Raw genomic sequence first — 19,670 nt, 5'->3', positions numbered from 1 at the left:
GGAATGCCTTTTTTTACCGGATAATTGGGCTTTGCAATAGATTCATATGTTGTTTTTTCAACCCCCTTTGGTAATGTACATTCTTTAGCTACCTTTATGTTTTATTGTAAAGGGAGTAACCCGTATTTTATAAAGGTAAATTCCACAACTTTGCCGTTAAAAATAAAAGAAGTCCAAGCTACATGTTGATTCTAAATACCTTAAAGGGTTATGTATTAAAAGTTTTTGATATAAAGGAGGAAGAACTTTATAAAACCCTTTTACTACAACTCAATATATTTTTATTGATCAGTACTTTACTCATTGTAAAGCCAACGATCAATTCCTTATTCCTTTCGGAATTAACCTCGGATGCCTTGCCCTTAGGTTATGTCTTGACCGCTATAATGGCGGTGATTGGCTCCTATTTTTACGATAGAATTTTAGAGAGGTACGCTCTGAACTTTGTGATCGAGAGAACCCTTATTGGTTCTGTTATTTCTTTGGTAATTTTTGGAATCGCTTTTAATTTTAACCTTGGAAAGGGGTTTTTACTGTATATCCCATATGTATGGGTTGCCATCTTTGGATTGCTGACCGCTTCCCAATTTTGGATCCTAGCAAATTTGGTGTACAATGTAAGGGAGGCCAAACGTGTTTTTGGCTTTATTGGTGCCGGTGCCATCGCTGGGGGGATCTTTGGAGGGTACCTCACCTCCTTATTGACCACATTTATCAGTTCTCAAAATTTATTGTTTTTTGCCGCGCTGCTTTTGGTGTGCTGTTTGCCAATTACAAGGTACATTTGGAAGAATGAAGTGGTTAAACTAAATGCATTTCAAGTTTCCCAGCGCTCAGATCCCAAGGGGGAATCTCCCTTTAAACTGATTCGCCAAGACAGATTACTTAGTTTGATAGCCATCGTTATAGGAATTAGTGTTCTTGTGGCGAAATTGGTAGATTATCAATATAGTGATTATGCATCCCGTCTTATTGATGACAAAGATGAACTGACTTCTTTTTTTGGCTTTTGGTTTTCAACCCTTAGTGTCATTTCACTTTTGGTACAATTATTCTTGACTCAACGGATCGTAGGAACATTTGGGGTGGGGAAATCCTTGCTCTGGCTGCCTTCAGGGATTCTTATAGGTTCTGCTATTCTATTATTGATACCACAATTATGGGTCATTGTTTTTATAAAAGTGGTTGATGGTAGTTTGAAACAGTCCGTCAACAAGGCCGCTACAGAATTATTGTCTATCCCTATTCCCATTGAAACCAAGAAAAAGACCAAGACATTTACCGATGTGGTGGTAGATAGTATTGCCACAGGGCTTGCAGGATTTATACTAATATTTTTCATTAACGGTTTGAATATTTCTTCTACCTACATCAGTTTGATCATCATAGCACTTATCTCAATTTGGCTCTATTTTATATATCATTTAAGAAGGGAATATATTGTTTCGTTTAAAAAATTATTGGAAACGTCCATTGCAAAAAAAGAAAAGAATGACAGAAAGGAAATACCTGTAACTTCTATAGTGGATACTGTAATACGAGTTTTTTATTCTGGGGAAGAAGGGCAGATCCTTCATATGTTACAGAAAACCTTGGAGGTGAAAAACGAGAGGTTCTTTTTTGCAATACAGGGATTGTTAACCCATGAATCGGCTGCCGTCAGGGCATTGGCTATTGAAAACCTATACTTCCTTAAAACCCAAAATTTATCCTTCCAAATGGAATCCATGGTTCATGATAAAGACCAACAGGTTACCACAGCCGCCTTCAGATATCTATTGAAAAATTATGACAATGATACCTTGGAACTTTTCAACAAATACCTGAACAGCCAAGATGCCACTATTGCCAATGCATCTTTGATAGGGCTATCCATGGAATTGCGCAACAATTCGAAGTTACAGGATAGATTTAGCTTGGCCAATAGGATAGGACTGGCCTTAGAACAGTATGAAACTCTAACTTCACAAAAGGAAAGGCGGAACAAATTGTTTGCCATCTTGGAAGCAATTGGAAATGCAAAAGTTGAGCGGTATTACTATTTCATCAAGGAACAACTTTATGCCACTGATGCGGCAATATTAAATGCGGCTATTACCAGTGCTTCAAAAACCTTGGATGAAGATTTCATAGAGCTTATCGTACCGCATCTTTCAAAAAAAGAGTCCAGAAGAGCAGCTATAGATGCACTTTATAATTTTGGGGAGCCCATTATGGATATTATGGTAAAGACCATTCGAAATGAACAAATAGATCTGGAAGATGCCATCTATATAGTTCCTGTCATTGAAAAATTCGCTTCACAAAAGGCCATCAACACCTTGATTAAAATTACTGAAGATACGGAGCATGCCATTAAAATTGAGGCCATAGAGGCGCTTAAAAGATTAAAATGGAAATTCCCCAATTTACAGATCAAAGATCGTTTTGTGGTGGATAAAATATTAGATGAATGCCATTTATATCAAACCACTTTATCCGTTATTCACTCACAAATAGTAATCCAATATAAAAAGAAAGACCTAAGTCCGGAAACGTTGGAGGAGAACGAAGCAAGAAATGGACTGATTCATCTATTGGAGCAGCGTTTGGACAGACAGCTACAGCGTATTTTTAGGTTTTTGGGAATCAAATATCCCCCTAGTGATATAGATTCCATATTAAATACCATTTTAAATGGAAAAGAGGAGCAGCGTATTCATGCGGTTGAGTTTTTGGACAATATTCTGGACAAACAATTGAAAAAGGATCTTATACCCGTGGCAGAATCCACACTTATGGAGACTATCTCTGAAGAACAGATTAAAAAACTAAACCTTAAGGTGTACAGTGAAGCAGAATGCTACCATGCACTTTTGGACAGAAGAGATGTAAAATTAAAACAGGCGGTTCTTTATTTGATCGAAAAGACAAAGGACAAAAAGTTTATTCCTTTGGTAGAAATGGCCCTTAATGATAAGAATGAAAAGATAAGAAATAAGGCTGCCGAAATATTGGGCAGCCTTGAAGTCTAAGTACTATTTTTTTCGCACAATCTTATCTATACTCGATGCTAGCATCATATGGTCCGTAGCTGAATTTTTGCGAAGAACATTGGTCATCAATACTACCATATACCTGCAATTATCCGGATGTTCTATTATGGCAACGGAATTCATAAAGTTACTTACATTCCCCATATATTTGCCACAGGCCTCGCCCTTGGACCGGTCACATTTATATAAACTTCCCGATTTAAAGTAAACCGCGGCTTCCTTCAATACAGGGGATTGTGCATAACGTATCCTCCGGTCTGTCATATACATCAATCGTTTCATTTCCAAACTCGATGCCTTGTCTACCACGTTTCCTTGCTCCAATTGAACCAGAAATTTCATTAATCCGATAGGAGTCCCAATACTACCACCTTTATCACCAACATAGGTATTTGCCCCTTTTGTGAAAAAGCTTCCCAAACGCCACTCATCGCTAGTAATGCCTAATGTCCGTAGCGGTAGGTTTACCACATCATTACCCAGATCTGTAAGTTCCTTTCTTGGCGTATTTTTAAAATAAGCATCTGCCTCTTCTTGGGTAAGGGCAGGATAATCTTTTCCAAAGGCGGCCATCAATAGCACCTCTCTCCATAAAATACTAGCGGCGCCATTATTACTGACCGACATCATATGGTCTGCCCATTCGTATAGGGTGAATACATCACTGGCAATTACCTGTCTTTTTACTAATTTTTTAGTTTCAATGTTATAGATAGGAATGGTATGTTCATCTGTTAGACCCCAAACGCCGGCTTTCACCGATTTATCCCTCAAGAGGGCAGTTCTACTTTCCCAAGAATCAGGATAGATATTGGCCAGTTGGGTAAAAAGTCCGTTCAAGACTGCTATTTTTCCTACACTGCCGGGCTGATAACCAGAGGTTTCATTGCGCTCTGCATACCTGATGTTATCCACATCCGAGATATCTAATACGGTAAGGGAATAACTCTTGTCCAAACCTCTGAACAGTCCACTGATCTCCTTTTGAAAATCGGCATCGGTCACCAACAAATCGCCAACGCTGTCCTTACTTCGTGATAGCAGGTTGAGCTCAATTTCAGAGTAGGATTTTAAGGCCCCCGGAGGCAAGGTAGCGGCATCCTTTATTTCCCCACTTTTAATAAGTTCCAATCTTTTCAATCGCTTGATACCCGTAAGGGCATACCCATCTATGGGATAATAGTTCATAGTGGTAAAGGCGGAACAGATAACTATTAAAACAATGTATTTAATATATTTTTTCATTTTATATCTTATTTGAAAGTGCAATTTTTTTTGTGGTATCAATTTTAGGGGTGATGGATTCCAAGTATCCAGAGCTCAATGCTTTTTTGTTCTCTACAAAAGGCCTTATTTGAAATAGCCATAATTTATTGTTTTGAAAGCCCATTTCCACATCATAAGCCCCTTTGTAATCGGAATTAGTGGCTTTGGGCAAGGTTTCCCGAATGGTTTTTGCCAATTCCCTTATCTCCTTGATATTTTGACCGTTGAGAATGGTGTTTTCAAAGGTCACCTGTTTTTTTCCTGTACCTCCAGTAACAGGAAGGGTATTGTGGTACGGTTCCCTAGCCGGGGCAAGTAACTCCTCCCCACCTGAGGCTTTCACCAGATAGGATTCTGCCGACTGCCCATCTACAGCACCCCCTGCACCACGGCTAAAGGCAATAGTTAGATCCTTATCGTTGCCAGAGCTTATTCCTTTGGTAATCATTACACCGGAATAATCAACATCCACACTTGGAATTACCAATATAGAAGGGAAAACATTTTCTGGGTTCAATAAATATTTTTGCCTCCATTTAAAACTGCGTTCGGTATAGGGGGAGGCCCAAACATCTTTAATTCCCTGAAGAATTTTTTCACGGTCGACAACATTAAAAAGGGTAAGGTTGAGGCCAGCCCCGGAAAAATCCTTTAGATCTTCCATGTTGGTATCGCTTCTTAGGAATACAGGTATTTCTCCCATTTTTTTGCCCAATATAGATTGGAAATCTTTATCGAGCTGTTCTACGAACTGGGGCTGTAGTTCCATCTTTTTAATGGCGTTTCTCAATATTTCCAGTTGGCGCAATTGATAATTTTCAACCTCTGCTTCTAAGATATTCTCTGACCTCATCCTATCTGCCTCCTTGAACATATTATTTAGGAACTTCCAGTAAGAAACGGTTTGTCCGTCCATTATTTGGTCCATATGAACCCTGAAAATTCCAAAAGGAATGACCAAGCCCTCAACGACCTTGTCCGGGAACATTTTCTTTAGTTGCCCTAAGTTCGCAGCTTTGGGACCGCAAAGTTTACCGGAATCCGAGGCATCAACGCTTCTTAGATTTAAAATATTGGTTTCATCCAAGCGAATTTGTTCAATGGGGACTGCAATTTTTTCTGCACTACGTTCTTTTTTGGAAAAAAGGGAACGCTCTTCTCCGGTCATTTCACGTTCCAATTTTAATATGACATTTCCCTTATTGGAGACGGCATAGAATACTTTTTGTCCATCGAATTTTTTTAGACTCTGTAGATTTTGATCCGATAGGGCGGCATTGGGGATTCCGAGATTTCGAGCCAATAGTTGTACATGGGAAACCATGTTCCCTTCCGATACAGTTGCTATCCCTGCTACAGGTTTTAAGTCTGAAGGGGGCCGTTGAAAGATGTAGATTTTGTTTGAAGATACCTCAATGTCATCCGGGGTCCCATCAATCACCACAAGCTCCCCATAAGCATACCCAGGGTTTAGACCCCGCATTGCACTTTGGTTGGGAATATCCATAACCTTATTGGAAAGGGATGATTCCTTGGCAATGAAGTCGCCAAGTTGTCCAACACTCTCCCCTAAATTCAGGGCAATGGACCCACGTATTCTGTCGTCTATGAAGCCATACGCCTTTGGCTCAAAGGCGGTATATTCATTTACTATATCTTCATAATTGGCCTTTACCATGGAGGCACTCCATTCCACTTCCCTTCTTGCAGTTTCGAGGAGGGCGTTTAGTTCGGCCAAAGTCATTGTAGGATTGTGATAGGACTGAATGTCACTATTGATCTGCTCCCATTCATTAAGTTCAATATATCCGGATCCGGCCGTGGCCATCCCCAGATAACAAATTTTTTCCAATAGACCTTGCAGTTCCGCTGGCTGCCAGTTGGGAGAGGATTTAAATATCAATTCCTCTAGCTTTAAGGAGAAATCCAATAATTGTAATCGGGCCAAAGGTCGCTTTTCGGCCAATATGCCTTTCCTAATTTGAAGGATCACTTCTGCAGTTGCCGGTACCAATTGAGAAACTTCAGTGGAATTGTAATTATTGGAAACATAATCACTAATGATTTCACCCAAAGGGGTATTCTTTATAAGCGTGGCTTTTTCCCAGAGCGATTTTATATCTACAGGTTGGTAGAATTTGGTCATTGTGGAAACCAGTTCTTTGATTTTGGTATTCAGATCTGAGGTTAATTTGGAAGCATTTTTATTTTGAAAAGCTACGACCCTCTCAATATCCCCAAATTCGGGCTGTCCGTGGATCTTCACCCTTAAGTCCATAAAAGGCTCGTATAGATCGGAAATTACTTTAGACTGACTCCTCATTAACTGGGCCAGGTTGTCATCCCCTTTATGAGGGATGGCTTTTAAGGATTGTCTGACCAGATAAAAGTTTTGGGAAATTACTTCATCCTTGGCCAGGAGCCAGTTGTAAAAATCTATTCCCCATGCTTCTTCATCTTCGGCCTGCACGGATCCCCTATAAAACTGTCCCTTTCTTAAAATCCATCCGTCATCTACACTTCTTAGGTATTTTTCCAGTTGGTATTGCTTTAGACGGGAGTGGTTGTGCTCTGGGTCCCAAAACTCTTTTTTGTCCGTATAGGCCAAAATTTGTCCTAGGAAAATATGGTTGCTATTTCCGAGATTTACGACGGCATCTTTATAACGGGCATGTTGTACGCCAGGGCCAATATCTTTTGGACAAGGATCCTTTGGTTGACGGATACTCCCATCTGTGCAGAACCAACGGATATCCTTATAAGGACCACGGATATCATTTTTATAGAGTGCCACCTGCTCTGTAATCTGCTTGTCAGAAACTTTTTGGGCAACCGCTAGAGTACATATGAGTACGGAGATTATAGTGCAGAATAGATGTTTTTTCATGAAGTAAGATATATGTAATAATTTGATAGTCAAATCTAATGCCAATTTTAGGATTGGGCCTTTGTAAATCTAATAATTTTCAAACAATTACGGGAATTAATGACCATTGCAGCAATATCACAAACGATGGATAAGTTGATTTAATTCGCGATTGATTTCTAATATGTCACTATATAAATAGCCAATTGTCCCAATATATTCCGAAGAACAACATATGCCAATATTATGAGAAGTTGGTATCCATACTTTTTTAAGCACAATTACTTCTTTTTAATGTGGATTGGAAGGCTTATATCTTTTATCTTTTGGGGTATAATAACTTTTGATAACTTTGACGGTAAGTTTTTTGAGTAAAAACCTACTTTTGTAATGTAATATGTGAAGATTTGATTATGTCAGAAAAAATAGAAAGAATAAAAACATTGATTATAGGTTCAGGACCAGCAGGATATACTGCAGCCATTTATGCTGCGAGGGCAGATTTGAAGCCTGTAGTGTACACAGGAATGGAACCTGGAGGACAATTGACCACAACTACCGAGGTAGATAACTTTCCAGGTTATCCTGAGGGGATAGATGGGCCAACCATGATGGTACAGTTGCAACAACAGGCGGAGCGTTTTGGAACCGAAGTACGCATTGGAATGGTAACAGCTGTTGAATTCAGTGATGAAGTTGGAGGCATACACAGAGCTACTGTAGATGATGACAAGGTTGTTGAAGCGGAGACCATAATTATTTCTACCGGTGCAACCGCAAAATATTTGAATATTCCAAGTGAACAGCGACTTAGAGGTGGGGGAGTTTCCGCCTGTGCGGTTTGCGATGGGTTCTTCTATAAAGGACAAGAAGTAGCAATTGTAGGTGCTGGTGATACGGCAGCGGAAGAAGCATCTTATTTGGCAAATATCTGTAAAAAGGTAACCATGTTGGTCCGTAGGGATGAAATGAGGGCCTCAAAAGCCATGCAGCATAGGGTCAATAATTTACCCAATATTGACATACGGTACAATACGGAGGTTGACGAAGTATTGGGAGAGCAGGTTGTGGAAGGATTACGTATAGTGAACAATCAAACAGGGGAGAAGGAAGAGATAGCCATAACGGGTCTGTTTATAGCCATCGGACACAAGCCCAACACAGATATCTTTAAAGGCAAATTGGAAATGGACGAAACCGGGTATATAATTACCAAAGGGAAAACTACCAAAACCAGTATGCCAGGAGTATTTGCCAGTGGAGATGTGCAGGATAAAGAATACAGACAGGCAGTAACTGCTGCAGGAACTGGTTGTATGGCAGCTTTGGACGCTGAGCGTTATTTGGCTACCATTGAAACTGCAAAGGAAGTGGTATAATCTAATTTGAAAATAAGCAACAAAAAAACAGCTGTATTTACAGCTGTTTTTTTGTTTTAACAGGTATATGTTTTTAATCTATACGCTTATAATTTTCTGAGGAAATCCTGTTTCCAAATTCATCCATTTGAATTTGACTATAGGTTTCATCTTCCAATATTAGTTCAAAGGTAAATTGACGAATAGTATCAAGGGCCTTCATCATTTGGCCATCTCCGTATTCGATGGTTTCAATAAGCCTGTCCGGGGTTATTTTGTAGGTGCCATAGCCAAATCTTCCTGCAATTTCTTCTGACGAAGTTCGAGACCACATTATTTTTCCGTTATAGTACATTTTTACCTGTCGGAACCCAACAGACGTAGGTGTGGTATCGATTACATTCTGTCCGTCGTACTGATAAAAATTTTGGAGTTCCCAAGTACCTTCTATAGTATGCATACTGCTTTCATCTTCAGTAGTGTATTTAGTGGCTGAAACCATGAAGAGCATTATAAATATAAATCCTAAAATTTTTTTCATTGCTGTAAGGTTTTGTGATGGTTAGTAAATATTCACTAAAAAGTTACAATATATTTTATAAAATACATAATAATTCAAAGTTTATATTTAGGGGATCAAAAACAATGATTAGGATCATATTTGTGCAGAAAAATACTTTTTGATCAAGTGGCTCAATTTTGAGAGATCTTTTTTCTTGTGGGATGAACTGAGCACAATTCTGCTCATTGTAGAAGAATCTTCATTTGGATATGGAAAATTGGTAACTATAATGTTGTTTTTCTCTAAATAAAACGTGAATTCCTTGTTTGCAAAGCTAATGGCAGGGTGCCCGTCCATGATGCTAAAATTATGGTTTTCGGGAAGTTGTTTTCTAAACTGAAGCATTCGCTTGTTCAATTTTTCTCTTTTGTTTGCCAATATTTCCCCAGTATCCAATATTGTCGCTAGGGTAGCCGGGGTAGCCGGACTAGCTCCACCATAGAAAGCGGTTTCTGTCATGGATTGGATTCTTTTTCTTGTCCCAAAAACTGCTCCCGCCTGTAAACCAAACCCTTTACCCAAGGAACAACAAACAATTATTTCCCTAGCTCCCAAGGCCAATAGAGTTTTAAAAACACCACCCCCATTATCACCTACAACACCAATTCCATGGGAATCATCGGCAACAACGATGATCTTATTTAAAGGCATCGTCTTGAGGCCGTTGAAATTTGGGTAGCTATTGCCCGTAAAATCAATGGCATCCAAAAAGACCACAGGGGTGCCGGCACTTGGTTGTTTTAAATAAACCTCCAACTCCCTTTTTAGATCTTCATAGGTGCAGCTGGTATTATTTTCGGATAGATGTAGGGCTGGGTGGGAGTTTGGAGCGTAAAAGACTTTATAAGCGCTGGAATTAAAATACTGACTAACAAATTGCCCGGCAAGATAGCCCGAGGAGAGGGTGCTACATGCCTCACTCCCAACCAGTTTTGTCAAGTAATTCTCAGCCTGATCATAGACGGACAATCTGATGTTGGAGATTCTGGAGGCCCCATAATTAGTTCCATATTTTCTTATGTTCCTAATAAGGATACGTTGAAATCTTTTATCGGTTTGAAGTCCTAAATAGGCCGTTCCCCCAAAATACAGGTAGTTTTGATCACCTATCTTAATTTCTCTTCCTGGAAATTCATCAATGTAATGGATCATGCTTTTAGGGTTATACCGCTTCCACCCAAGGTGGGGAAAATAAGTTTTCCATGCTCCAATATTTTTATTCCATCTGCAATATCCTCTTTCAATAGTAATGCCCCGTCCATATCCACATAATCCAACTGAGGTAAGAGTTGGGCAATTGCGGAGATACCTACAGAGGATTCGGTCATGCACCCCACCATTACCTTTAGCCCCAACTCCTTGCCCTTGCCAATCATTCTCAGGGCAGGAGTGAGGCCCCCACATTTGGTGAGTTTTATATTGATGCCATTATAATGTAACCCACACTTTTCAACATCAGATTCTACAATACAACTTTCATCTGCAATGGTAGGCAGCACACTGTGGTGGGATACTAGTTCCATGCCGTTCCAATCATCGGCCTTTAATGGTTGTTCCAAAAATTCTACGCCCAGCTCTTTAAGTAAAGGGGCGTTATGGATGGTCTCTTCAGCCGTCCATGCACAATTGGCATCTACCCGAAAAATGGAATCGGTATGTTTTCTTAATTCCCGTATAATGGCAACGTCATGATCTGTTCCCAGTTTTATCTTGTAGATGGGCCATGGAAATTCTTTAATTTTTTCAACCATTTTTTCCAACGTATCCAATCCGATCGTGTAATTGGTAATGGGGTAGGAGGAGTTATCGGTTCCCCAAATACTGTATAGTGGTTTTTTCAGTAGTTTACCATATAGGTCATGGGCGGCTAAGTCCAGAGCACATAAGGCAAAATTGCTTAATTTCTTTGTATTTAAAAAAGCATGGAATTTTTCAGGAGTAGTAAAATCAAAAGATTCAATTTCCTTTTTTATGGCCTCAATTTCTTGTTCCATGCTCTCCAAGGTAATCTTGTAATACGGATTGGATGTTGCCTCCCCATAACCAGTTTCTCCATGGTGGGACAAACAGGCAATCAAGGTATCTTGAAAATTGTGTGACTCCCTAGAAATACTGAAGGTGTGTTTTAGGGGTAATACATATTTTTTTAAGCTTAGCTTCATGTGCAAATCATTTTAACTAAGATATGTATTAGCAGGGTACAAAAAAATCAAAACCCACTGAAATTTCAGTGGGCTGAGCAAATTCTATTTGAATACTTTTTTAGTATTTATGGACACTTCCAGAAGAGGATTTATTTTTTTTTACGGTAGCCGCACCCGTATAGGTAATATCCGCACCGCTACTGGCATCCGCTGTTAATGATTCCGATACATTCAATGAAATATCTGCACCACTACTGGCATCGGCATTACAAATTTTGGTCATTAGATTCTTGGCCTTAATATCCGCGCCACTACTGGCGTCTGCAAATAACATGTTTGCATTACCGGCTATTTGGATGTCGGCCCCACTACTGGCATCTGCATTAACCTCATTGGCCATAAGTGAAACCTCCAAGTCGGCCCCACTACTGGCATCTAAGTATATTTTTTCAGCTTCAATGGTATTCATCGTTGTTAATTCTGCACCACTGGAGCTAGACAAACCGGTAATCTTAGGTAAAGACACATGTATTTTCTTTGTTGCCCTTCCAATATTCTCTATGGCATGTATGGTAAGCTTGCCATTTTTTATATCTGTACCTATCAGGTCTATAATATTTTCATCAGCCTCCACATCAATTTTAAACACATTGGATTGTGTTACATATACATCCAAACCTTCCGAGGCAGCAACCTCTGTAAATTCTTCAGAAACATTCCTATTGTCCTCGGTAACTATACCATTGCCTTTTTTACCTTCCCCAAAATTCATATCGAAGGCACATGATGAGACAAAGAGTGCTAAAATAATTGCGATTGTAATTCTTGCTAGTGTGGTCATGATTGTTGTTTTTGTTTTTTTAGTGGATTAAAGGTCTATTTTTTGATTGGTTTTAAATATTCATTATCACTGAACTGTTGTATAAGGGTGATGAGCCGTTTTTGGTTAATTATCGTCGGATTTAATTTGTACTCCCTGTTCATTGATCTTGACCTTGATATTGTCATTTTTATCTTTAATGTCTATATCTACGCCATTCTCATCAATAATAATGTGGCCATTTTTGTTTCTGTTCATTTCTCCGACCATATTTTCCGGACAATCCAGACATTGCATTACGCCGTTACTGTTCATTTTCCAGATGTAGTTGTACATATCTCTACGGCTGACATCCCTGTCGTTTTCAGTACTATATCCCATATGATATTCCGTAGATTTATTTAGGGAAACTATGGTGTTAATTGGCACGAATATGGTGATATACGCCTCTTGATCCCTTACTTTGCTTTCCACAGAGGTTGTCAAGAAATTATCGAGCAATAAGTTATTGCCACTTATGGCATAGCTATAATTTATTTTATCCGCCCTTTGCCTGGCATTTTCATAGGAGCTGCCATCAGCATCTTTTCTCACCCGTATGTGTACCAAAGAGTCTTCTGATTTTTTTATATCGAATCGGACATCTTCAGAATATAAAAGTCGATCACCATTTTCATTGTAGGCAACAGACATGCCACCGAATCCACCATTTTCTACCTGCTCATATAAATCTGAGGCTTTCATGGAGATCATCAGCGTATCCAGCCCATTTTCAAAATATAACTGTTCTTTTGCTGAAGTACTTCCAGTAAAGGCATGGGATGAAGCTTGTTGAACACCAAGTATGGTTAAACCAATTACCGATAACAACCACAGCCCCAAAAGTGAAAATTTAACAATGTTGCCAATGGACTTTAAATTGGTGACCAATATTTTTAACCCTAAATACAAAAGGAAGAAAAACGGTATCCCGAAGGCAAAAAGGCCTAAAAGCGAGACAAGCCACACCGGAGTATCGGTAGAATTTACCATATCGTAAAAATCCAATCCAGGAATGTGGAACATATCCAAAATACCTACGGTAAACATGCCTATGAAAATTGCGATCAAGGAGGTGGCTCCGATAAGGATGAGTAAAACACCTATGAATTTACCTATAATTTTAAAGAAAAACATGATAATATCTCCCAGGGCATCGGCAAATGATTTGCCGCTACTTTTTACCTTATCGCCCATTTTTTCATAATCCACATTTTTAACTTTGGAGGCAACGTCATCAAAACCCTCTTTCACCTTGCGCTCAATGTTGCTAATATTCACAGGTTCTCCGCGCATGTCCAATTTTTGTGATGTGGTAGTTGCTTCAGGCACTAAGATCCATAATAGTATGTAGGCTATAAACCCAAACCCTGTGAAAACTGCTAATAGAATAAATATTATTCTGATCCACAGCGCATCGATCCCGGTATAATACTCCAAGCCAGAACATACCCCACCGATAAATTTGGAATCTGTATCGCGATATAATTTTTTAACTTTAGCGGTCTTACTGGCACTGCCAGTGGGAGCATCTTCAAAAATATCCTCGTCCACCATATAATCTTCCGGCTGACCCATAATATTGATGACCTCGTCCACTTCTTTTGAAGTAATTACCTGTCTCTCGGTTTCCATTTTCTCCTGGAACAGCTCTGCTATCCTAGCTTCTATATCTCTTAGAATTTCGTCATTTCCGGAAGTGTTTGCAAAAGATCGCTTTATTGCTTCGAGGTAACGACTCATTTTTAGGTATGCTTCCTCATCAATATGAAAAAGAATATTTGCGAGATTTATGTTGACTGTCTTGTTCATTGTTAGCTATTTTTTGTGTTGGTTACGAGATTTGTTGCTTTTCTAAGTTCGTCCCAGGTAGTGTCCAATTCTTTGAGGAACATTTTACCTGTTTCTGTTAAGGTGTAGTATTTACGTGGGGGTCCAGAGGTGCTTTCTTCCCAACGGTAGTTAAGCAATCCTGCATTCTTTAATCGTGTAAGTAAAGGGTAAATGGTACCCTCTACCACCAGCATCTTAGCATCTTTTAAGGTCTCCAGGATTTCAGAAGCATATTTGTCCTCTCCGTTCAAGATGGATAATATGCAGTACTCCAAGACCCCTTTGCGCATTTGTGCTTTTGTGTTTTCTATATTCATAGCTTCATGGTTCTATTTAATTGACTGTTCGTTTTTTTGCTGTACCTGTTTTTGACGTGGTGGGAGTGATGAATTCCCCTTGAAAAGAGTACAGCCCTTTTTTGTTTGATTGATGAATAAACTCACATACTGTTATTTTATAAAATTAATACTGATTGGATATTTAAATGTCTGTCCCTCATTGGTTCGTATTGTCCCCAAAATGCTATAGACGATATTGATGACAACCAGGGCGCCTTGCGCAAGTGCAGCTATTCCGAAAGGAAAAAATCGATTTCCAAAATTGAAATTAGATCCATCCAGATTCCAATGAAAGCCTTTGGATGAATTAAAAATCATATTGTCTATTTCAAATATGTCTGGAAATGCACCAAACAAGAAGGGGACAGATAGCACTCCCAGAACAAGGGCATAAAGAAGAAGACTAATCTGAAAATTCAAAACTTGCTTTCCATTAAAGTCCACAAATTTGTAATCCTTTTTGTTGATGGTCCAAAGAATCAATGGAAGTATGATATTTCCGAAAGGAATAAAATACCTGGAAAAAACAGATGCATGTATAAATGCTGATAAATTTCTTTCGTGTTTTGTCAGTGTGTCTGTCATGGCCTATTAGTTTCTTATACAAATATATATCTTTTAAAAGGTATTATGCAAAACATAGTACTAAAATTTAACGTTTTGTTAACAATTTCAATTAGGGATTTGTTTGCTTATGATAGTTGTAATCCCAATCATTATGCGTGTTTTTGTAGCATAGGATTTCAATTTTATATATTTTTAAAAAAAATAAAATCAAATGGCCATTACCCCTAAAAAGTTCAACACTTTTACTTTTTTTAAACTCCCCGCCGCGTGGTGGAGTGGAGTCCGATTACGTTATATAGACAAAGAAAAGGCTGTAGCATCTGTAACCCATAAATGGTTTAATCAGAATCCGTTCAATTCTATGTTCTGGGCCGTTCAAGGGATGGCTGCAGAACTGAGTACAGGCGCAATGGTCAGTGACCAGATAGAGGATAGTGGCAGGAAAATATCCATGTTGGTGGCCAATAACAATGCCAATTTCTCAAAAAAGGCAACTGGTAAGATCACCTTTACCTGCAAGGACGGTGCCTTGATAAAGACGGCCTTGGACCAAACCATAGCTACAGGGGAAGGTCAGACTTTTTGGATGAAATCGGAAGGTGTTAATGAAGATGGGGTGTTGGTTTCCACTTTTAATTTTGAATGGACGGTTAGGTTGAAAAAGTAAACGTCCCCTTTCTTTAATTACCTATGGGATGTAACATTAGTTGCTTTTTTGCAACCAATAGGCATTAATTGAAATGTATTATAAAATGAATGCACACGAAATAGACTACGAGATTTTTGGCGAAGAAATGCAATATGTGGAAATAGAATTAGATCCACAGGAAGCGGTGGTAGCAGAAGCCGGAAGCTTTATGATGATGGATACCGATATTAAAATGGATACCATTTTTGGTGATGGCTCCAATCAGGATAACGGCGTCTTAGGGAAGCTTTTTTCCGCTGGCAAGAGACTATTGACAGGGGAAAGTTTGTTTATGACGGCTTTCCTAAATAGTGGGTATGGCAAGAAAAAGGTAAGCTTTGCATCGCCCTATCCCGGGAAGATTATTCCGATTGATCTCACGGAATTTGGAGGACGCTTTATTTGCCAGAAGGATGCTTTTTTATGTGCCGCGAAAGGTGTAATTATTGGAATTGAATTTTCCAAGAGACTCGGAAGGGGCCTTTTTGGAGGTGAAGGTTTTATTATGCAGAAATTGGAAGGTGATGGTCTGGCATTTGTCCACGCCGGAGGTACCACAGCAAAAAAAGTATTGGCAGTTGGGGAAGTTTTGAAGGTAGATACAGGATGTATCATTGGATTTTCAAAAGATATTGACTACGATATTGAATTCATTGGAGGGATCAAAAACACTGTTTTTGGCGGGGAAGGCTTGTTCTATGCTACTTTAAAAGGCCCTGGAACCGTGTTTATCCAGTCCTTGCCCTTTAGCAGGTTGGCCAGTAGAGTTTGGGCAGCAGCACCAAAGGGTGGAGGTAAAGATAGAGGAGAAGGGAGTATCCTTGGAGGCCTAGGGGATATCCTGGATGGTGACAATAGATTTTGATCAGACCAAAAACTGCTTCATTTAGTTTATAATCCCATGGGTATAAATTTATACAACAAGAAAACTTTTTATGAATTTTAAAGAGCTGTTTGCTTTTCTGCGTGATTTGGAAAGGAACAATTCCAAGGAATGGATGGATGACAACAGAAAACGTTACCATAAGGTCAGAGATGGCTATATCTCTTGGTTGGACGATCTAAACAGTATTTTGGAGTCCATTGATAAGGAGTATTATTCCACGCCGGGAAAGAAGGGAATAAACCGAATCAATAATAATCTTATGTTCCATCCAAATAAACCGGTGTACAAAGATCATTTTGGGGCGGGATTGGACAAAGCGCCCAATACTGCCGATTTTTACATTCAGATAGGAATCCATGAATCTATGTTGGCCGGAGGTTTTTGGCGACCAGATTCAAAAACCTTACAAAGTATTAGAGATGGTATTGATTATGACGGGGAAGAATTTAAAAAGATAATTCACAAAAAATCTTTTCAAGATACTTTTGGCGGATTGGTAGAGGACCAGAAATTAAAAATGGCACCCAAAGGCTTTGGTCAGGACCATCCCCATTTGGATTTGCTCAAAAACAAAACTTTTGCTGTGATACACCCCATAAATGAGAAAGAGATTTTGCAGGATAATTTTAAAGAAAAGATTGTGGAGGTCTATAAAGAAATGTTACCCTTTAGACGGTATTTGAACAAAACAGTATCAGTCTAGAATAGGAGGATAAATAGATCTAACATTCATAATACAGCATAAAAATTGAAAAACGGCACGGTTAAGAACATAGAGAAGGAATTGTTATCGGACCACTGGTACACCCTTCATAAAATCACTTTTGAATACCATAAGGAAGATGGAACTTGGGAAAAACAGGTCAGGGAAGTCTATGACCGTGGCAACGGGGCAGCCATTTTGTTGTACAATCGGGAAAAGGGAACGGTAGTGTTGACAAAGCAGTTTAGAATGCCCACGTATATGAACGGGAATCCTTCAGGTATGATGATCGAAGTCTGTGCCGGACTTCTGGACGGGGACCATCCCGAGGACTGTATCAAAAAAGAGGTAGAAGAAGAGACGGGATATCGCGTTCGGGAAGTGAAAAAAGTATTCGAATCTTATATGTCCCCCGGATCAGTATCAGAGATTCTGCATTTCTTTATAGGTCAGTACGATGAGCATATGAAGGTAGGGGAAGGCGGAGGAGCTGCTCACGAAACTGAGAATATAGAGATCCTGGAATATACGTTTGAAGAAGCTTTGGACATGATACAGAAAGGTACTATCAAGGATGCCAAAACCATCATGCTACTTCAATATGCCAAAGTTCACGAGTTATTTTAACCAGTTTGTTACGACTATTCCCTAATGCAGGCCATTCATAAAATAGGATTTGGAGGAGGATGTCATTGGTGTACAGAGGCAGTATTCCAATCACTTAAAGGAGTGACCCATGTAGCGCAAGGCTTTATAGCAGCTACGGAACCAGAATCATCCTATTCAGAAGCGGTCATCGTTTCGTTTAACCAGGACGAGCTTACACTAAAAGAACTTATTTCTGTTCATCTTCATACCCACAACAGTACCGCGGATCACTCCTTTAGGAGGAAATACAGGTCCGCTGTTTATGTTTTTGACGAACGGGAAATTTCAGGGGTGAGGAATATTTTGAGATATTTACAAAAGGATTTTGTTGATCCTTTGATCACCCAAGTTTTGCTTTACAAAGATTTTAAGGCTTCGGAAGAGCAGTTTCATAACTACTACTATACCAATCCGGAAAAACCTTTTTGTGAGACCTATATAGCTCCAAAATTGAATAAAATAAACCTTGATTTTGCGGATCTGATTGATAGAGAAAAGATTAATACGTATCCCTCATCATCTCAAAAATCATAGTCATTTCTTTTTTTAAGCTGGCTGAAGGTTGCTTATGGTGATTGTTCATAAAACTAAAGATCAGTGTTTTTCCAGAATTGGTCAGCAAATAGCCGCTTAGACAATAGGTATTGCCCATAGAGCCCGATTTTGCATATATATAGGGCTTGGGATTTCCCCTAAACCAGTCTGAAAGTGTTCCATTTTCTCCTCCAGCAGGGAAAAGACGGAACAGTCTTTCTTTAGGAAGGTCTTCATACATCTTTTGAAGCACAACTGCCATGGATTCCGGGGTAAATAGATTGTAGCGGGAAAGTCCAGATCCGTCTACCCACCTTGGAGGATGCCTCAGGGAAGATAATTGATTGGCGAGAATATAATCCCGTGCAATTTTGCCATTTAAGGTATCGGACAAGGAAGAGGATGCAAGTATTAAAAGTTGTTCTGCAATAAAATTATCACTTTCGTGCATCATTCTTTTATAAAGGGAATCTGAAGGAATACCATATAAAATATCCTTAGGTCCACTGGGCATTTCTGATATTAGTCCGACTTCCCTATCTAAGGCCTTTTCCAAAAACGTCTTGGTAACCTTAGTGTTTATTATAAAAGGCACCTCTAAAGTATCTTTACGACTAGGATCAAAATAAAAAATGTTCTGGTGTAATTTTCTTTTTTTGTCAGAAGCTGATAAAACGATGCTATCTCTAAACAAGGAGGGAGTCACCCTAAGCGTATCTAATTTACTTATGGTAGTTATGTTTCCGTACAGTGGCAATGGACTTCTTGCGGGGGCATAATATTGGTCGTAATCCTCCCACGACCATCCTGGACCAAAATCATCATCATCAAAATTAGTTAGATGAAGGGCGATATTCTTTGACTTGGCTAAAAAATATACAACCGTACTATCTTTGAGTATGGGATGAAGGAAAGAAGGGTCGCCCGTCCCCTCAACGTAAAGCGTATCGTTTTTAGAAATATATTTTAAACTTGGAATCTGCTGTGGTAATAATTGAAGGGCAGTATAGAGGGTAAAGATTTTGGTATTACTTGCCGGTAAAAAGTATTTTTTTGAATTATACTGGAATAGTGTGTCCTTGGTTACGGGGTCATAAACGATACACCCGGTAAATTGATTTTCAAAATAGCCGCTATTGATTCTATTGACTACACTCTTGTTTAGCTTTCTTTCTCTAGTGGCGGAACACCCTATTAAAATAGCTGAAAAAAAGAGGATTACGGTTGTTTTGGTCATAAAAATCAAGTGCTCACAAGAGACGTATTATTAGATAATTTTCTATCACAGTTGGAAATTATTCTTTTTTTTACGAAGATAATACAATTTTTTTCCTCCTAATTCGTTAAATTAGCGGTAATAACCTTTTATAAAAACTTTGAAAT

17 protein-coding genes are annotated in these 19,670 nt (G+C 39.0%); 7 read left to right on the top strand and 10 right to left on the bottom strand.

All coding sequences use genetic code 11. The annotated features are described in order from the left end of the window. Positions 1-182 precede the first annotated feature (182 nt). Positions 183-3,014 carry an Npt1/Npt2 family nucleotide transporter gene (locus SB49_RS06270; protein WP_062054881.1) on the top strand — a complete coding sequence of 944 codons (2,832 nt, stop codon included), beginning with the start codon at positions 183-185 and terminating at the stop codon, positions 3,012-3,014. A gap of 3 nt (positions 3,015-3,017) precedes the next feature. Here SB49_RS06270 and SB49_RS06265 read toward each other — a convergent pair whose 3' ends face one another. Together SB49_RS06265 and SB49_RS06260 are read right to left on the bottom strand one after the other, a co-directional pair. Further along, positions 3,018-4,280 carry a serine hydrolase gene (locus SB49_RS06265; protein ID WP_062054878.1) on the bottom strand — a complete coding sequence of 421 codons (1,263 nt, stop codon included), beginning with the start codon at positions 4,278-4,280 and terminating at the stop codon, positions 3,018-3,020. Between the two features lies 1 nt (position 4,281). After that, positions 4,282-7,188 carry a PEP/pyruvate-binding domain-containing protein gene (locus tag SB49_RS06260; protein WP_062054877.1) on the bottom strand — a complete coding sequence of 969 codons (2,907 nt, stop codon included), beginning with the start codon at positions 7,186-7,188 and terminating at the stop codon, positions 4,282-4,284. A 392-nt stretch (positions 7,189-7,580) separates the two neighbouring features. On the opposite strand from SB49_RS06260, the gene trxB reads away from it, so the two are divergent. Then, positions 7,581-8,546, top strand: a complete 966-nt coding sequence (gene trxB / locus SB49_RS06255; RefSeq protein ID WP_062054875.1) for a thioredoxin-disulfide reductase — start codon at positions 7,581-7,583, stop codon at positions 8,544-8,546. 73 nt (positions 8,547-8,619) lie between these two features. Here trxB and SB49_RS06250 read toward each other — a convergent pair whose 3' ends face one another. The 7 genes from SB49_RS06250 to SB49_RS06220 form a co-directional block, all read right to left on the bottom strand. Beyond that, positions 8,620-9,066, bottom strand: a complete 447-nt coding sequence (locus SB49_RS06250) for a hypothetical protein (RefSeq protein WP_062054873.1) — start codon at positions 9,064-9,066, stop codon at positions 8,620-8,622. 114 nt (positions 9,067-9,180) lie between these two features. Next, positions 9,181-10,239 carry an aminotransferase class I/II-fold pyridoxal phosphate-dependent enzyme gene (locus tag SB49_RS06245; RefSeq protein WP_062054871.1) on the bottom strand — a complete coding sequence of 353 codons (1,059 nt, stop codon included), beginning with the start codon at positions 10,237-10,239 and terminating at the stop codon, positions 9,181-9,183. Next, complete coding sequence (locus tag SB49_RS06240) at positions 10,236-11,249, bottom strand: dipeptide epimerase (RefSeq protein WP_062054869.1); 1,014 nt, start codon at positions 11,247-11,249, stop codon at positions 10,236-10,238. Before SB49_RS06240 ends, SB49_RS06245 begins: the two co-directional genes overlap by 4 nt. A gap of 100 nt (positions 11,250-11,349) precedes the next feature. Beyond that, positions 11,350-12,072: a head GIN domain-containing protein gene (locus SB49_RS06235; protein WP_062054867.1), complete on the bottom strand. Its 723-nt coding sequence runs from the start codon at positions 12,070-12,072 to the stop codon at positions 11,350-11,352. 105 nt (positions 12,073-12,177) lie between these two features. Then, positions 12,178-13,902 (bottom strand): PspC domain-containing protein, encoded by a 1,725-nt coding sequence (locus SB49_RS06230; RefSeq protein WP_062054865.1) that lies wholly within the window; start codon positions 13,900-13,902, stop codon positions 12,178-12,180. 2 nt (positions 13,903-13,904) lie between these two features. Further along, positions 13,905-14,240: a PadR family transcriptional regulator gene (locus tag SB49_RS06225; RefSeq protein ID WP_062054863.1), complete on the bottom strand. Its 336-nt coding sequence runs from the start codon at positions 14,238-14,240 to the stop codon at positions 13,905-13,907. Positions 14,241-14,372: 132 nt separating this feature from the next. Further along, positions 14,373-14,846 carry a DUF4870 domain-containing protein gene (locus tag SB49_RS06220; protein ID WP_062054861.1) on the bottom strand — a complete coding sequence of 158 codons (474 nt, stop codon included), beginning with the start codon at positions 14,844-14,846 and terminating at the stop codon, positions 14,373-14,375. 193 nt (positions 14,847-15,039) lie between these two features. Here SB49_RS06220 and SB49_RS06215 point away from each other — a divergent pair, with 193 nt between their 5' ends. From SB49_RS06215 to SB49_RS06195, 5 genes are all read left to right on the top strand, one after another. Further along, a complete protein-coding gene (locus SB49_RS06215) occupies positions 15,040-15,495 on the top strand; it encodes a DUF4442 domain-containing protein (protein ID WP_062054859.1) in 456 nt (151 codons plus the stop codon). Positions 15,496-15,580: 85 nt separating this feature from the next. After that, positions 15,581-16,381, top strand: a complete 801-nt coding sequence (locus SB49_RS06210; protein WP_062058926.1) for a TIGR00266 family protein — start codon at positions 15,581-15,583, stop codon at positions 16,379-16,381. A gap of 70 nt (positions 16,382-16,451) precedes the next feature. Continuing rightward, positions 16,452-17,105 carry a DUF2461 domain-containing protein gene (locus SB49_RS06205; protein ID WP_062054857.1) on the top strand — a complete coding sequence of 218 codons (654 nt, stop codon included), beginning with the start codon at positions 16,452-16,454 and terminating at the stop codon, positions 17,103-17,105. Between the two features lie 45 nt (positions 17,106-17,150). Further along, positions 17,151-17,732: a GDP-mannose pyrophosphatase NudK gene (nudK, locus tag SB49_RS06200; RefSeq protein WP_062054855.1), complete on the top strand. Its 582-nt coding sequence runs from the start codon at positions 17,151-17,153 to the stop codon at positions 17,730-17,732. Between the two features lie 24 nt (positions 17,733-17,756). Beyond that, complete coding sequence (locus SB49_RS06195; protein WP_062054853.1) at positions 17,757-18,287, top strand: peptide-methionine (S)-S-oxide reductase; 531 nt, start codon at positions 17,757-17,759, stop codon at positions 18,285-18,287. Here the strand turns inward: SB49_RS06195 and SB49_RS06190 are convergent. Continuing rightward, positions 18,253-19,524, bottom strand: coding sequence for a D-alanyl-D-alanine carboxypeptidase (locus SB49_RS06190; RefSeq protein WP_062054851.1), 1,272 nt, complete (start codon positions 19,522-19,524; stop codon positions 18,253-18,255). The genes SB49_RS06195 and SB49_RS06190 overlap by 35 nt on opposite strands. Positions 19,525-19,670 lie beyond the last annotated feature (146 nt).

Source organism: Sediminicola sp. YIK13 (assembly GCF_001430825.1).
Classification (GTDB): Bacteria; Bacteroidota; Bacteroidia; order Flavobacteriales; family Flavobacteriaceae; genus Sediminicola.
This window is presented reverse-complemented; position numbering and strand designations above follow the sequence as displayed.